Source organism: Flavobacterium artemisiae (assembly GCF_042678225.1).
In the GTDB taxonomy this organism is placed as follows: domain Bacteria; phylum Bacteroidota; class Bacteroidia; order Flavobacteriales; family Flavobacteriaceae; genus Flavobacterium; species Flavobacterium artemisiae.
This window is the reverse complement of sequence record NZ_JBHUDZ010000012.1, coordinates 1,117,264-1,133,923: the sequence shown is the minus strand read 5'-3', so window position 1 is coordinate 1,133,923 and position 16,660 is coordinate 1,117,264. Positions and strand designations below refer to the sequence as shown.

Annotated in this window: 13 protein-coding genes, 1 tRNA gene and 1 pseudogene; 4 read left to right on the top strand and 11 right to left on the bottom strand. The window is 31.9% G+C overall.

Annotated features, from left to right (window positions below; genetic code table 11):
- Positions 1–92 precede the first annotated feature (92 nt).
- Positions 93–2,852: an outer membrane beta-barrel protein gene (locus ACFSC2_RS15705; RefSeq protein WP_379814432.1), complete on the bottom strand. Its 2,760-nt coding sequence runs from the start codon at positions 2,850–2,852 to the stop codon at positions 93–95.
- 302 nt (positions 2,853–3,154) lie between these two features.
- Between ACFSC2_RS15705 and ACFSC2_RS15700 the strand changes: the two genes are divergently transcribed.
- On the top strand, positions 3,155–5,020 hold the full coding sequence (locus ACFSC2_RS15700; protein ID WP_379814433.1) for a transthyretin-like family protein: 1,866 nt from the start codon (positions 3,155–3,157) through the stop codon (positions 5,018–5,020).
- A gap of 77 nt (positions 5,021–5,097) precedes the next feature.
- Here ACFSC2_RS15700 and der read toward each other — a convergent pair whose 3' ends face one another.
- Complete coding sequence (gene der, locus ACFSC2_RS15695) at positions 5,098–6,411, bottom strand: ribosome biogenesis GTPase Der (RefSeq protein WP_379814434.1); 1,314 nt, start codon at positions 6,409–6,411, stop codon at positions 5,098–5,100.
- A 372-nt stretch (positions 6,412–6,783) separates the two neighbouring features.
- On the bottom strand, positions 6,784–7,665 hold the full coding sequence (era, locus tag ACFSC2_RS15690; protein WP_379814435.1) for a GTPase Era: 882 nt from the start codon (positions 7,663–7,665) through the stop codon (positions 6,784–6,786).
- 117 nt (positions 7,666–7,782) lie between these two features.
- Here era and ACFSC2_RS15685 point away from each other — a divergent pair.
- A tRNA-Met gene (locus tag ACFSC2_RS15685) sits at positions 7,783–7,855 on the top strand.
- 125 nt (positions 7,856–7,980) lie between these two features.
- Here ACFSC2_RS15685 and ACFSC2_RS15680 read toward each other — a convergent pair.
- Positions 7,981–8,502, bottom strand: a complete 522-nt coding sequence (locus ACFSC2_RS15680) for a hypothetical protein (RefSeq protein WP_379814436.1) — start codon at positions 8,500–8,502, stop codon at positions 7,981–7,983.
- Between the two features lie 379 nt (positions 8,503–8,881).
- Here ACFSC2_RS15680 and ACFSC2_RS15675 point away from each other — a divergent pair.
- Positions 8,882–9,093: pseudogene (locus ACFSC2_RS15675) on the top strand (XRE family transcriptional regulator); the annotation flags it as partial.
- 77 nt (positions 9,094–9,170) lie between these two features.
- Here ACFSC2_RS15675 and ACFSC2_RS15670 read toward each other — a convergent pair.
- The 4 genes from ACFSC2_RS15670 to ACFSC2_RS15655 form a co-directional block, all read right to left on the bottom strand.
- Positions 9,171–9,359, bottom strand: a complete 189-nt coding sequence (locus ACFSC2_RS15670) for a class IIb bacteriocin, lactobin A/cerein 7B family (protein ID WP_379814437.1) — start codon at positions 9,357–9,359, stop codon at positions 9,171–9,173.
- A 482-nt stretch (positions 9,360–9,841) separates the two neighbouring features.
- Positions 9,842–10,378 carry a hypothetical protein gene (locus ACFSC2_RS15665; RefSeq protein WP_379814438.1) on the bottom strand — a complete coding sequence of 179 codons (537 nt, stop codon included), beginning with the start codon at positions 10,376–10,378 and terminating at the stop codon, positions 9,842–9,844.
- A 504-nt stretch (positions 10,379–10,882) separates the two neighbouring features.
- Positions 10,883–11,272 (bottom strand): hypothetical protein, encoded by a 390-nt coding sequence (locus tag ACFSC2_RS15660; protein ID WP_379814439.1) that lies wholly within the window; start codon positions 11,270–11,272, stop codon positions 10,883–10,885.
- Between the two features lie 71 nt (positions 11,273–11,343).
- On the bottom strand, positions 11,344–11,787 hold the full coding sequence (locus tag ACFSC2_RS15655) for a hypothetical protein (protein WP_379814440.1): 444 nt from the start codon (positions 11,785–11,787) through the stop codon (positions 11,344–11,346).
- Between the two features lie 478 nt (positions 11,788–12,265).
- Between ACFSC2_RS15655 and ACFSC2_RS15650 the strand changes: the two genes are divergently transcribed.
- Complete coding sequence (locus ACFSC2_RS15650) at positions 12,266–12,574, top strand: hypothetical protein (protein WP_379814441.1); 309 nt, start codon at positions 12,266–12,268, stop codon at positions 12,572–12,574.
- A gap of 152 nt (positions 12,575–12,726) precedes the next feature.
- On the opposite strand, the gene ACFSC2_RS15645 is transcribed toward ACFSC2_RS15650, so the two are convergent.
- From ACFSC2_RS15645 to ACFSC2_RS15635, 3 genes are all read right to left on the bottom strand, one after another.
- The gene (locus ACFSC2_RS15645; protein WP_379814442.1) at positions 12,727–14,739 is read right to left on the bottom strand and encodes a M13 family metallopeptidase; all 2,013 of its coding nucleotides are present in this window, start codon (positions 14,737–14,739) and stop codon (positions 12,727–12,729) included.
- A 270-nt stretch (positions 14,740–15,009) separates the two neighbouring features.
- The gene (locus ACFSC2_RS15640) at positions 15,010–15,963 is read right to left on the bottom strand and encodes a hypothetical protein (protein WP_379814443.1); all 954 of its coding nucleotides are present in this window, start codon (positions 15,961–15,963) and stop codon (positions 15,010–15,012) included.
- 56 nt (positions 15,964–16,019) lie between these two features.
- Positions 16,020–16,400: a hypothetical protein gene (locus tag ACFSC2_RS15635; protein WP_379814444.1), complete on the bottom strand. Its 381-nt coding sequence runs from the start codon at positions 16,398–16,400 to the stop codon at positions 16,020–16,022.
- Between the last annotated feature and the right edge of the window lie 260 nt (positions 16,401–16,660).

Genomic DNA, 16,660 nt, shown 5'->3' with positions numbered 1-16,660 from the left:
TACTAAAAAATCCAAATCAAATTAAAATTTGATTTGGATTTTTTTTAAACTTTGCCCCTTTGAGCCTCTGTTTCTTTGAACCTCAAAAAAAACTATGATCCTCTCTCTCTTTTTCCTCCTTTTTTACTTTCGGCGAAGTTTCCAATTTTATAAGCTAACGAAAACATCACGTAACGTTTTAAAACGGTATTTTCTTCATCACGGATCGATGTTGCGCTAATCGTTCTTGTTGCACTTTGATTTTGGTTTAATACATCATAAACTTTGACTTTTGCATATAATTTTTTATCCAAAAAACCATAAGACAAACTGGTGTTCCAAAGAAAGAAATCTTTTTTAAACCCATCAGAAATGTTTGAATTGTAAGTGTAGCCAAAATCATTTCCGAAAATTAAATTTGCCGGCCAATACGATGTTGTCTGCACATTAACTCTGTGCACCACATTTGATGTCTGACCCAATAAATAATTTTCATATTTAGATTCACTGTATGATAAATTATAAGACGGGGCAATTGTCAAAACATCTCCATAATCATAAGACATATATACTTTTGGTGTCACTCCGACAGATTTAGAGTTATATAATATATCATTTGTAAATCCTTTATCAAAAGAATAATTTCCACTTATACCTACGCCATATCGAAGCACTTGCGCATCTCTTTTAATCTGCTGATTCCAGTTGGCTCCCAAAGAGATATTATAAACACCTGAGATATTTGTATAAGTCGTTTCTCTTTTTCCCCCTGCTAGAAAGCTGGAAATAGAAACAATATCATTGTTATAATAATCTCCTTTTAAATTAAAACTATATCCTGAACGAGATCGAAAATCATAATTTCTAAATTGGAAATTGACACTGTTCTTTTCAATTGGCTTCAAATCAGGATTTCCAACAATTGTATTCAAAGGATTATTCAAATTCACAATCGGCATTAACTGATTGGCTGAAGGTAATGCATTTGAATAATCATATTTAAACGAAAGATTTTTAGATCGATTGAATTTGTATCGCAATAGAGCAGTTGCAAAAGGAAGCGCGTATTTTTTACTTAAATCTGTTGCGTTGTCTTGATAAAATGAATAATTATCAAACTTCACAATCGAAGTTCGGCTGTCCAGATTTATGGTAAACTTGTTTTTTTGTAAAGTAACTCCAACTTTTGGTGTAACCGAATTTTGAACTGAACTCGTATAATTACTAAATCTTGAATCATATTCAGAATAGCTCTGAGTCGCTTCATCGAAATTATACGTTTTTTGATCATTACTATTGCTTTTCCAATCTAAATCGGTTCCGATTCTAATTCTCAATGAATCGGTAATAGGCTCAGTATATTCTATATCCGCAGAGTACGCATCACTTACAGCTCTCTTTTTTACATTCTGATTTCTTAAATCATTTGGAGTTATACCAGTATAATAAATTGTTTCAGAGATATTCAAAGCATCAGCATCACTGTCTGTATTGTTGTTTGTAAATACAAAACTTAAGTTACGGGTTTTCTTATCAAAAGCTTTGTTGAAATTTATCGTATTAGAAAAACTCGTATTTGTGCCTTCAGAAATTGAGCTTCCGTCGCTTTTATTCAATGCTTCTCCATTTTCATCTACTGTATCGCTTGAAGAAGATGAAATTCCATTAGTTCGTGATTGATTTACCTTTGGCGCTACTACAATTCGTGTTTTAGGATCTAATTTGTATTCTAATTCAAAGTTAGCATTGTTACCTGTACTTTCATTTCTGGTTTTAGATTCACTTTGTGTGATGTTGTTTCCAGTTGGCTGAAAAACAACTTCATTCGATTTACTATCATTTTTATTCACCGTATTCGAAAAATTATAACTTCCCATGGCCAATAATTTCTCAGTCCAGTCATCAGAATAATTAACACCCACTAAATTGGATTGGGTAATTCCTTTTCCGCCTCCGCCAGAACTTGCATTACCACCTCTTCCACTGCTGTTTCTACCGCCGCCCATATTATCAAAAACATCATCCATAGAAAAACCGGTTGAATTGATATTATTTGAAGATGCCAGCAAGCTTATTTTTTGCTTATTATTAAAATAATTAAGATTTACATTGGCTTCATAACGATCATCGGTACCGTAACCGCCCATGACTTTACCAAAATAACCTTTGTTTTTCTTCTCGTCAATTGTAATATTAATACTCGAAAAGTCGGAAGTTGACTCTTGTTTTGAAAGTTCTTCTTTTTTGGTTTTAAAATCTGAAACCTGGACTTTTTTAATAATATCAGCCGGAAGGTTTTTGATCGCAATCGCTCCGTCTTTATCAAAAAACGTTTTTCCATTTACTAATACCTGATTGACTTCCCTTCCATTTACAGTTATTTTTCCGTCATTATCGACATCAAAACCTGGAAGTTGTTTTAATAATGTTTCGACATTTGAATCTGGACGGACTTTATAAGATGCCGCATTAAACTCTAAAGTATCTTTTTTAATAGTTATAGGCGGTGCTTCAGTCTTAATAACGACATCATTAAGAGCATTTACATTTTCTATTAAATAAATTTTTCCAAAATCTTTACTTTCTGTAAGTCCTTTGTATTCTTCGTAGTAAGTTTGATATCCCATGTAATTCACTTTTAAGAATACAGGTTTATCAAATTTTTTAATGTTCATTCTAAAAACACCATTTTTATCTGTGTTGGCATATTCAATCACCGTAGAATCTTTTACAGTCGTAAAATACACTGTGGCAAGTTCGAGTGGTAATTGAGTATTGACATCCAGGACTGTACCTTTGACGGTAATATCGTTTTGTGCATTTGCCGCAGAAACGAAAAGTAATAAAAACAATAATGAATAGATTCTGGTCATAAATTGGGTTAGTTAGATTGGTAAGACATAAAAAAATGCAAAAGGTTTAATGTGTATTTTTTACATTTATTTTTTTCTTGTTTCAAAAAGAATGCCAATACGTTTTCTTTACAAACTACAATACTAAAAAAAGGGTAAAACAGCCCTTCTAAAAACGGGATTTGTCCTAATATATTTCTCATCAAATTGCAAAATCTTTGCCTTGTAAAAATTTAAAAAACAAGGAGAATTCAGAAAATCCTAAAAAGAGTATGACAGAAAAGCCGAAAACTGATCCAAGTAGGCAATTAAACCAAATTATGATGAGAAATATTTTTAAAGGCTCCTTAAAAGGCTATGTATGTGAAGATTGTAGAGAGGTAATAGCAGATGTAGAAATTTTATTTTATTTACCATACCGAAAAGAAGTACCAGCAAATTCTAATACAAAAGAAACATTTCGTTTTGTTTCTAAAGAAGAATCTAAAGAAAGAGAAAAACTGCTTATTGGTAAAACTAAAACTGATAAAGAAGGAAATTTTGCATTTGAAGTAAATGAAAATTATTTAAATTCTGAATTTGATATCGATTTTATCTGTGGTACTGTACCACCAAAACCTCCAAAACCAAAAAGAGAAGAAACTTTGCAGTTTCATATTACGACTCTTTCTATGAAAGAAGAATTGGAGCAACAGGAACGAAACGAAAATTACAAATGGGAATACAGTATTGCGTACAAATGGTGGTGCTATATAAGAGGTCATTTTTTTGATGCTTGGGTAATATGCGGACACTTACTAAACTGTAGAACAAATACTCCAATTGCCAATGCAAAAGTTACTGCAATGGATGCGGATTTCCTAACGGATGATAATTTAGGAACTGCAACAACAGATTCCAACGGTCATTTTAGGATTGACTATTCTTCTGCCGATTTCAAAAAAACATTTTTATCGCCTTGGATAAATATTGAAACTGATCCCAGCTTTTTATCGTTTAACAGCGGACCAGATGTTTATTTCAAAGCAGAATTGGGCGGTACAAAATTAGTTGACGAAACAAAAGCAAATGCACGCAAAAATGTAGGCTATTGTTTGTGTGTCAATTTATGTTCTGAAGTTACGGTAACCAATCCAGAGGAAACTTTTCCTAGTGCCTGGACCGGAATTGGAGCTGCTTTTAGTTCTTCGTACGGAAGCGGAATTCATGATTTTGATGCTGATGGTTTTGCCGGTTCTGGCAAGCAGGTTTTGTTTTCGACTATCCGTTTAACCGGGCAGGCTGCTTTAAAATCTGCTTCTGGAAATCCTATAGAATATCGCTTTAGAATTAGTGATACTACTGCAGCAAATAATACTCCGTTTTTAGCAGAGTCAAACTTTACAAAAATTATCGGGGTTACTCCTAACCTGTTTGTTCCCAGCATTGTTTCTAAACTAACACGAAAAGTTTTTTCGTTTATTCTTAATGATATTTTCGTCTACAGTAATCAAAGTGATTTTGATGCAGAAGGATGGTTTGATGTCAATCATGCTATCGAAAGAACTTTAATAGAAGTTGGATTAACTCCAGCCGATTTATCTCTTTATAACATTATCGAAGAAGATACATTGATTAGTTTAAATACCGCAGCATTAACCTCAGCACCAAATGTTCCTGACATTTTTAATGCTGGGGAACCTATACCTCCTGCAAACGAAATTCCGGTTGAAAAATTTGCCATTCGATTTGAAATCAGGGAAGTCATCAACAAACCTTCCAATATTTTTGGTGCTATTGGCGGTAACGGAAAAACACTAAATTCTATTGTGATGAACAACAATCCGATATATAGAAAATTGGCTGGAAAAGAATTAGAAGAAAGTACACTCTGCACTCCTATAAGCGGTACAATTCATGCTAAATATTCGCTGTATCATCCGTACTTAGCTTCTGGAAGTTTACATTTAAAAAGCAACAGTGGTTCTATAGACCGATTTGTTTCGGATGGAATAATCAATTCGGCATCGGTTAAACGAATAAATAATAATTCGCCGTTAAATGCGCCGCCAAGCAATAATAACCTGACGCGCTGCACTTATAGTCTAAAATTGTATTCTTCTACAAGAAAAAGCAATGGTGACTTTAATGACTCTGATGGAGGTTCTCCATTAGAACAAATTTTCTTTTATGATGACAATCAAGTTTAAAAAGCACTTTTAATTAAAACAAAAATGCAGTTTTTCAAACTATGAAAAACTGCATTTTTTGTTTCGAAAAGAAATTATTATTTCTCTCTGATATAAATATCAATCGGCACTCCGGAAAAGTCCCAATTTTCTCTGATTTTATTTTCTAAATAACGCTTGTATGGCTCTTTAACGTATTGTGGCATGTTAGCAAAAAATACAAACTGAGGTACTTCTGTCGGTAATTGCATGCAATATTTAATTTTCACATATTTACCTTTTGTAGCCGGCGGCGGATATGCTTCGATCACTTTCAACATATATTCGTTGAATTTTGAAGTCGGAATTCTTTGTTTTCTATTTTCGAAAACCTGAACCGTAGCTTCTAATGCTTTCAACAAACGTTGTTTTGTTAAAGCAGAAACGAAAAGAATTGGCACATCTGTAAACGGCATTAATTCTTTTTTGATTTTCTCTTCGTAATCTCTTGTAGACATAGTATCTTTTTCTACCAAATCCCATTTGTTTACCAAGATTACAACACCTTTACGGTTTTTCTCTGCCAGCCAGAAAATACTCTGATCCTGACCTTCAAATCCGCGTGTTGCGTCGATAACCAATATACAAATATCTGCATGCTCAATCGCTCTCACAGAACGCATTACAGAATAAAATTCTAAATCTTCTTTTACTTTTGCCTTACGACGAATTCCCGCAGTATCAACCAAGTTGAATTCGAAACCAAAACGGTCAAATTTGGTATCAATTGCATCACGAGTTGTTCCTGCAATATCGGTTACCATAAAACGATCCTGCCCAATTAAGGCATTGATAAAACTTGATTTTCCAGCATTTGGACGACCAACTACAGCAAAACGAGGCAAAACAACTTCTGGTGTAACTGGCTCAGGTTTTACAGGAAAAGCTTCAATTAAAGCATCTAATAAATCTCCCGTTCCGCTTCCAGAAATACTTGCAAAAGTGTAATACTCTCCTAAACCAAGATTGTAAAACTCAACTGCGTCTTTTTCGCGCATTGCGTTATCAACCTTATTTACAGCCAATAAAACTGGTTTTGTTACTTTACGAAGTAATTTTGCAACGGTTTCATCCATTGGCGTAATTCCTTCTTCAACATCAACCACAAAAATAATAACATCGGCTTCGTCGATAGCAAGTTCAACTTGTTTACGTATTTCGCCTTCAAAAACGTCATCAGACCCTCGAATGTATCCTCCCGTATCAATGACAGAAAACTCTTTTCCGTTCCACTCGCTTTTACCATAGTTTCTATCACGGGTAACCCCAGATACTGAATCTACAATAGCTTCTCTTCTTTGTATCAGCCTATTAAACAGGGTCGATTTCCCTACGTTAGGTCTTCCTACTATCGCAACAATGTTATTATTCATTTTTTTGAATTTTAGATTTTAGATTTACAATTCCAGATTTTGTTTTTGACTAAATCACAATAGATTATAAATCCAAAATACCTTATTTAAATTTTTTGCAAAGGTAGTTAAAAAAAGTTGCTGAATCGCTAAGTTTCTAAGCACCTAAGTTTTTTATTATATTTCTTGTTATTAATGAGGATTTTCAGGAGCTATTTCCCGCTGTTCCTTCCAATCTTTTGTGCCGAACCCCGGCACAAAAGGATTTTCCCTCCCATCGGGGCTAGGGCAATCATTTTCAAAAGAACTTTTATAATATTTCAATTTCAAAAAACTGAAATAACTAAACATTACCAGTATCTCATTTCAAACCTGAAACTTGAAACAAAAAAACTATTGATTATAGCCGAAACGCTTTAACATATTAGCGTTGCTTCTCCAGTTTTTGTTCACTTTTACGTAAAGCTCGATGTGAATTTGTTTTCCGAAGAACTTCTCTAAATCGGCACGAGCATCTGTTCCCACTTTTTTAAGAGCCACACCTTTATGTCCGATGATGATCCCTTTTTGCGTATCGCGCTCAACCATAATTACCGAACGGATTCTGATAATTTTTTCATCTTCAAAGAATTCTTCTGTTACAATTTCTACTGCGTATGGAATTTCTTTGCTGTAATTCAATAAGATTTTTTCACGAATAGTTTCGTTAACAAAGAAACGTTCTGGTTTGTCTGTTAATTGGTCTTTTGGATAATATGCTGGAGATTCTGGCAGTAATTCGATAATTCTTCCGAAAACTTCTGGAACATTAAAATTCTGCAAAGCCGAAATTGGGAAAATTTCTGCATTTGGCACTTTCTCTTTCCAGAAAGTAACTTGCTGTTCTAGTTGTTCTTGATTTGAATTATCGATTTTATTTAAAAGTAATAAAACCGGAATTTTAGCATGAATGATTTTATTAAAGAAAGCTTCGTCTTTAAGATCCTGCTCACCTATTTCGACCATATATATCAAAATGTCAGCATCTTCAAAAGCCGATTTTACGAAATTCATCATGGATTCCTGCATTTCATACGCCGGTTTTATGATTCCGGGAGTATCAGACAAGACCAATTGAAAGTCTTCTCCGTTTACAATTCCTAAAATTCTATGACGTGTAGTTTGCGCTTTTGACGTAATGATGGATAATCTTTCTCCAACAAAGGCGTTCATCAAAGTTGATTTTCCAACGTTTGGATTCCCGATAATATTTACGAAACCTGCTTTATGTGACATTTTGAGTATAATTTATTCTGCAAAGGTAGTCATATCAAGTTAATACAGAAAATAAAACATTTTTTAATATTTTCGTTGGAATTCTCAAAAATCGGCGTATCTTTGCACCCGAAACATCGCGGGATAGAGCAGTAGGCAGCTCGTCGGGCTCATAACCCGAAGGTCACAGGTTCGAGTCCTGTTCCCGCTACTAAGACAAAAGCTTCAGAGAAATCTGGAGCTTTTTTGGTTTTAACTTTTTTCTGATTCTCTTTGCGGGCACAGATTACAAATCTGCGCTATCGTTGTCTACATATCGGAGCGATCGTGGTAGTTTTATTTTCGTTTTTCTAGTTTAAGTATAACATTTCGTTTTTTTGATTGATAATAATATATTCTAATATAGGTATTTTCATCTATCTCGCCACCTTTCGATTTGGCATTATTATATCCAAAATCAGTTAAGTCAAAATCAGAAAATTCAAATTCCACGTTCCTAACTTTGAATCGTTCAGTGTCGTGTCCTGATGATGGCATTTCGTGAAAATTAGTCACATAACCTTCTACTGATTCTAAGCCATTGCGCAAAGCATTATAAGTTCTACATATCTTTATTGTTTCGATAATGATTAAAAAGACAAAAATGATGATTGAAACATATTTAATTATTTGTGCTTTTGTATTATCAAAGTTTTCGCTTGGCCATACTTGATTCTGAATCAAATTTCTTTCTTCATTTTTATTATGTCCAAGTTTGCTAATCGCCATCCAATAAAAAAATAGAGGTATAAACACAAACCATGATTTTTGTATCACTTCCCAAATTCCAAAATCATATATAATATCAAATTTTTCCACAGAGCTTGATTTTTAAAATTTGAGCTAATTTATTATGCATTTTAAGCAACCACACAAAGCCATCCGAATTCGAATACATATGTATTATAAATTTCATAAATAATAGATCATCATATATATATTTTTCGGTATTAAAAGACAAAAGTGAGTGATGCTTTTGAACATTTATATGAGTGGTTATGTAAACGAAAACAAGAGAAAAAATTAAGATACACTTTTTAAAATATTATAATAATCCAAAGTAATTTGGTCAGATATTTGAATGCTTCCCGCTACTAAGACAAAAGCTTCAGAGAAATCTGGAGCTTTTTTGGTTTAACCTTTTTTCTGATTCTCTTTGCGGGCACAGATTAAAAATCTGCGCGATCGTTGTCTACATATCGGAGCAATCGTGGATTTTGATGAAGAACAAGCAATCAATATTATTTCAAATACATTTTCAGATTTCAAAGATGGAGCTTCTGCATTAATCTAAATCCAGTATTTAATCCTGTGCAAGAGGTTCTAAAACTTCACGAAGAAAAAATCGCATTGTACGAGCGTATGCTGAAAGAGAAAGATGAAATGATGGCAAGACTTGAAAAATTAATCAATAAATCATTCATAAAAGATATATTAATTCAAAAAAAAGAGACTTCACAGTCTCTTTTTTATTTTATAAATCAATTCTACAATTCTGGGAAACAACATCCTCCACTAGCGAAAGGATAATCAGGAGGACATGGTCCATCTTTTTTAATAGCTGTTCCAGCTATAAGTGCTGCAGCACAAAAAGGTTCAACTCCGCCATTTACCGCTTTTAGCTCTTTTTTTGTTAATTCATGAGCCCCGTCTAATTTTAAAATTTTTTTTAACATAATGTAAGGTTTTAAAATTTAGTTAATACCCAATCATTTAAAGACACTTGGGATTTTGTCTATCCTCGCGCAAGAATTTTTTCTATATTTTATAATGAACGAAATTCTTTTCTCAAATGTTTTCTTTTTTTCTAAAAAGACCTTTTGGAAATATTTTAATTCATTTTTGGATATTTCTGAGAAACATTGTACGAATATACCGCATTTAAAGATTAAATCTTTACGGTTTACCTCATTTTACAGATTTTATTTCTATTATTTAAACCAAACACTAAGAATATTGTAACACTTTAAGCTTTTATCTTGAATAATAATTCTAAGGAGAGGCATATAATTATCCAAATAGCAATAAAAAAAGCTTTAGATTTCTCTGAAGCTTTTTTGGTTTTTACGTTTCCGATTCTCTTTGCGACAGATTGCAAATCTGCGATATGGTTGTCTGCATATCCAAAGCGATTGGCACAGGACCTCACATGCTATTTTTAAGCTTCAGAATTAAATTGAACGTCGTAATAGTCGTTTGTGTCAAAGTTTAATTTGAACGAAAACAAACAGGCTCCACCGCCATGACCTTGTTTTATTGTTTTTTTAAAATCGAAAGACTTGGCAATTTCATCACAAACTAAAGCTACATATATTTCTTTTTGACCTTTAAGATTTTTGATGACAAGATAGCGTCTGATATATTCTGTCTTTTTAAGTATAAAATCTTCTTTTTTATAATTCTCTTCTGGATATCTTTTTGAAATTTCTTTAAACAATTCAATTTGGATGGGATTTTGTTTTTCAATAATCTTATCAATTGCAAACTCTATTTTCTCTAAATCTTCGTTGTTTAGATATGAATTAGTCCCCGTTTTGAATATCATTTTACAATCAAGATTAGTAGAATCGTATTTTATTATTGAAACTCTCGAAGTATCTATTTTTAAGTTAGAATTTAATTCCGAAGTATTTTTGTTTTTTGAACAAGAATTCAGAGTAATCAAAATAAAAAATAGTACAACTTTTAACTTCATATCTTTTAATGTTAATGCATTAAAAAGCAATACAACATATTATATTTTGTTGTAAAACCACAATCGTTAGCACCAAATTTTCAACTTTTCCCACTAATAATTTTCTATAGTGTAACATTTACAAAATAAAAGACAGTCATTAATACTACTGTTACAATTATAAACAAAATTTCTTTTTTGATTGTCGACCAGATTAAATCATGCTTGAAGGCTTTGTGTATTAAAAAAGCTATAATTGTTAGTAATGAGTAAACTATTGAATAAATAGAAATAACTATTGTTGGCCAAATGACAAAACCAGCATTTGAGTAAATAATAAAGCATTCTCCTCTGTAAACTAATAGTAAAACTATCGAAACAAGTAATAATAATGACGATATTATTAAAACAATTCTGGCGACTCGTTTTAAAGATGAAAATATTCGATCGGCTTTTAAATTAGTATTATTCTGGTGTATTGCCATTTATTAGTTATTAAATATTATTTCCTAGATGTGCTCGCTCTTAATTCATTTTTCTTTTAAATATAAAACCTTTTATCAAACTTCCATCTGTGGCTCTATAATAGTATATTAATCTGTTTTCTGTTATTTTCACAAAATGCATTTCATTTTCTAAATGATTTACCGGATTAATTAATGAATAATATTTCCCTTTTTTTGAAATTATTTGCACTTCTTTTTTAGCCTCATAATTTTGGTAGTTTTTCCATTCTTTCTTATTTGGCAATCTATAATCATATCTTGTCATTGTCGAATCTGAAGAAATATAAATTTCAGATACACCATAACTATAAATTGCATTGTAATTGTGCGCTCTTCCAAAATAGATTTTTTCTTTCGATTCAGCGTTCAAAGTGAAAATCGAAAAAAGAATTGAAATGATTAAATACATTATACCTGTTTTTTTGTTTATAAATCTACGATTTCTAAGAAACTAAAAAATTACACAAAGCGGATATAGTTTTAGTGAATATAATTCCCAAAGTCTAATATCAATGATTTATTGTCAGAATGGATAAAAAGAACTCTTACTAAACTTCCATCTCCACTATCAATCAAATATTCATAACTAGTTACGTCCCATAAGTCTGTTACATCAAATATGCTTTTCTTCACCTTTTCAACTAATTGACTGAGGTTTTCTGTATGATAATTGTTTTTGAATATATCAGGTGCATTGTTGAATGCGGCTAAGTGGTTAAGACACCAGGAAAAGTTCTCATCTATTCGGTCTTTAATATTAGTAACATCTTTTCTTGTTGGCTGAATCTTGTCTCTAAAGAAAAAAGCTGTACCGATATTATTGGGAGAGGAAAATATAAAACGATCTTGATCATTCAATCTTTTGTCGATGCTAATTGTTACGTCAAGAATTGCAGGGTTATATCCGTCCGACAATACACTCATAAAATCAGAAAATAAGCGAATTGAATTTTCCAATAACTTTATTCGAATCAATTCATTTGCATTTATTCCCATATACTTATTCAAATTACTGTTGTTTGTACATATAACAAAACTTACTCCCCTATTTGATCTTAATCTTTCATTTTTAAAAGCAATTTAATTTTTTATGTCGTACTTCTTATATTAATTTTTAATCATCAAAAGGATCTTCGTATTGATAACTAATAATTCCATCCGTTATAATTATTTCCTGCTTGGGATTTACACCAAATATAGTAGATAATTCTTATCATCATAAAACAAAAAGACTCCACTAAAAAAAATTGACCCTAAAATAATAATCTATAAAAATCACTTTATTTCATAATTGCGAAATTATGTAACCTCAAGGCAGAATTCTATAATTTAAGACGCTGACGCTCATTGTATTTTTGACTTAATAAATTAAGAATTACAAAGCCCATAACTAATAAAAATTATGAAATCATCTATATCTGCTTCCACAAATTTCAATTCCACTAAACACTTCGATACTCAGTCTAATGCAAATTTGATCGATGCCGAATTTTATACTAAAAAACAATCTTCAACTTCGATGGTAGACTTGTATCATAAACATCATGACGAACCAGATTTTGACTGCGAATTTCTAAGCATTAGTAATTATTACGAAGAAAGCGACAATACTATTGATTCAGAAGATGGTGAAGACCTTGCAGATTTATATAATGATAACCAATGGGATGTAGATATCTACGATCCTTATTTGGAGTCAACCTATTTTTAAGAAAAAATATCAAGTTCTATATCCAAACTTTTTAAGATATTAAAATCGGAGATTTTTAAGGATATACAATTCCAATATATACAGAAAAGTGCGCAAATTTCATAGAGATATTTGCGCACTTTTTTATGGGAGCACTTCGGAGATCGAGGCTATTACCAAATTGTGATTCTGTCCTTCTGCGGAAGAAACATTTTATCTCCAGGTTTTACATTAAATGCTTCGTAAAAAGGTGTTGTATTCATTAGAGGTCCATTCACACGCCAATTTGGTGGTGAATGCGGGTTGTTGTTGATCCACAAACGCAGGAACTCGTCTTTCATTTTTACTCGCCATATTTTGGCTATCGAAATAAAGAAACGTTGATCTGGAGTAAAACCGTCAATTTTTGTATTTCCTTTTCCTTGTTCGGTCATTTTAAAAGCATCATAAGCAACTGCTATTCCTGCAATATCTGCTGTATTTTCGCCAACTGTCATAGCACCATTAACGTGCAGACCATCCAGAACAGTATAAGTACTATATAAATTGATAACCTGTTGTATTCTGGCTTTAAATTGTGCATAATCCTCTTTTGTCCACCAGTTTTTTAAGTTTCCATCTTTGTCGTATTGAGCACCTTGATCGTCAAAAGTGTGGGTTATTTCGTGACCTATAACCATTCCGATACCTCCGTAATTAAGTGCGTCATCTGCATTATTATCAAAATATGGAGCTTGTAAAATACCTGCAGGAAAAACAATTTCATTTGCTGTAGGGTTATTATAGGCAGTAACTGTTGGAGTTGTCGTATACCATTGTGATTTATCGACTGGTTTGCCCAATTTTGCCAATTGAAATTGATATGCAGCTGCAGATGCCGAAACCATATTCTCAAAATAAGTATTCTTAGCAATCTTTACATTACTATAGTCTCTCCATTTATCTGGATATCCAATTTTCTTGGTAATGGCGAACAATTTTTCTTTTGCTTTCTGTTTGGTAACGTTACTCATCCAATCCAATTTATCGATTCTTTTAGCATACGCTTTTTGCAGATTGTTCACAAGAACTAACATACGTTTTTTGGCATCCTCAGAAAAATATTTCTTTACATACAACTCACCCAACGCTTCGCCTAAGTAACTATCAACGACATTAGCCATTTTTTCACCACGTGATTTTTGAACTGCCTGACCAGAAAGTACCTTCGTATATTCAAATGAAGCATCTACAAAAGGTTTACTTAAATCATCTGCATATCTTTCGATAGAATTTGCTTTCAGGTAAACTTTCCAATTATTAATCGGAATGGTTTTTAAAAGTTTATTCAACGCATCATAATAAGCAGGCTGCGATACATTAATAGAATCTGTTTTTGCTCCTAAATTGTTTAAGAAAGTCGTCCAGTCTATATTGGGATGTCTTTTTAAAAGACTTGTCACAGCCATTTTATTGTAATTTGCCTGCACATCACGAAGTTCTACTTTTGTTTTGTGCGAAACGGCTAATTGCTTGTCAATATCGTAAACCAAATCTGCATTCTTTTTTGCATCGCCAGCACTACTTCCTGTTAATTGAAATAATGTTGCAAGGTATTTTTTATAAGATTGCTGTATGGCAACAGTTGAAGAATCTGATTTGAAATAATAGTCTCTGTCTGGCAAACCGATTCCCGTTTGATAAATTTGAGCAATATTCATACTACTGTTTTTATCATCGGTCGATACTCCAAACTCAATAATAGATGAATTATCTACTTTTACTTCATTAACCACAAATTTCATTAAAGAGGGTAAATCGTTGATTGCATCAATTTTGGCAAGAAGTGGTTTGATAGGAGTATAAGCGCGCTTATCGATAGTTACAGTATCCATACCTGATGCATAAAAATCTCCAACTTTTTGTGCAATGCTTCCTGGTGCATTTTCACTTTTCGAAATACTGTCCAATATTCCCTGCAGGCGCATTCGTTGTGGGAAATTCATAAACATATAAGCCCCAACTCCAGCTTGAGAGGCAGGTATTGATACAGAATCATACCACTTCCCGTTTACATATTTAAAAAAATCATCACCTGGCCGCAGTGTGGAATCTATTCCGGTGATCGCAACATCTTTTTTTCCTTGATGTTTTGAGCAAGCTGTAAGAGCTAAGAATGCAATAAAGAGCATTAATGGTTTTTTCATAATCTAGATTATTTTTATTAAAATCAATCGAAAAACGTTTGAAAACAGCAATTTTAAAATGTATATTATTGATGTAATTTTGGCACAACAATATACGAATTCAGTTTTTAATTCTAAATTTTTTGTGAGAATTACTATTTAAAATGCAAATTCCATAATAGTATAAAGACTCTTATTACGAATCACAGCTAACACAAAAGCTCCAGATTTCTCTGAAGCTTTTGTGTTAATAATCTATATTCGACTTTATCTTATTTCTCATTAGAATATCTAATTAAATAAACGATATAATAAAGATTTTGATTTTCTCCATTCGTCGAGTGTCATTATTTTTTTGCTTTTAGTATCTAAAAACTTTATTTCAAATGTTTCTTCGTAAATGAAATAATTAAACTCCTCCTTATCTTTATTTGTAACCCTGACCAAATAATAATTTTTATCATTAATTTGAGGAGATTCTAAAATACTAGTTCCAGCCCATTCTTGGTTTTCTGGAAGCTCCTCCATCAATTTAAAAATTTTGTTTCTATTCTCATTGTCGGAATCGGCTATTTCAAAACTTGGGTCTTCAGTAGGATAATAGATTTCATTCAGAAGTGTTGCGTCACTTTTTTGGAGTTCATCAAACCTATTTACAGCCAACTTGTAATAAGCATAATGCTTTATTGTTTTATCTTCTTTTATTTCTTTGTATATTTTTAATGCCTGAGTTTTATTTCCAACACATTCAAAATAATTTCCAAGCGCATAATCATAAAGATACCAGCCTTTACCTATGCTGTCAACAAATGATTTTGCTTTTTCATAATCTTTTAGTTTTATATAGTTTGCTGCGTAAGTAACTGCTGCATCTCCCGATTTGTATTTGCTTTTATTTAATTCTTTTATTGATTCTTCGTATTGGCCAATTTTATAGAATAATTCAGCTTTAAGACTAAACAAACTTTCGTTTACATCAGATTTAATCTGTACTTTATATTTTTCTTTTTCTTTATTATTTAAAGCAATTAAAGTATCTATTTGCAAAAGTACTTTTCTAGGATTTTTTTCTCCCTCCTTGTAGAGCTTTACTAAAATAGTTTGAAATTTCTGAAACTCCTTATCTATTTTTTCGATTTCTTCATGTACTTCTATATGTTCACTTTCTTCTTCTGTATAATATGCTTTTTTATTATTACAAGACAGAATTGTAACGGTTAGCAAGATCAAAAAGAAATATTTCATAAGATTCTAAATTTTAGATAAGAAGCAGTAATATAGTAATTTAGTAAAGCCAGATATTATTGATTAATCCACAGAATAATATTCCAAAGGGCATTCATAGCTTTCTGATTATACAACCAAAGCAGATCTCTTTGATCATTTATCTGCAAAAACTCAAAATCTCCTCCCTTGCCTTTTTGCATTACATTATGATGTAAAATTTCTGAAAATTCGCTTAAAGAGATTTCTCCCGTTTTACCCGAAACAGTAGAATAATAAACTGATTTCTCACCAATTATGGTATAAATCCCGTCTTCTCTCTGTATTCCAAACAAGGCCGATTTTCCTTCTTTATTTAAAAAACTAACAATTTGCGAAGTATCATCTCTAAAATAATCTCCTGCATATTCACCTAAATTATTTCGTTTGATTTTTGATTTTAAAATGCTTGTTTTCATTTTATCATTTAAATTTAAAATCATTCCGATTCATTTATTCAACTAATATATAATTATTTTTATAAAGAACCTCAACACTAAAAAGAAAGGATTAGAGAAATGTCCTGCATTTATCGGGTAATTCAATTTGCGCGTATTTATTGTAAATAATACAAAAAAAGCAGTTCCGACACGGCAATTCCTGCGCAAATGTTAAGAATCCGACAAATTTAATGATTTAATAATGATATTTTCTTTGCAACTAAGTTTGTATTCCTAGA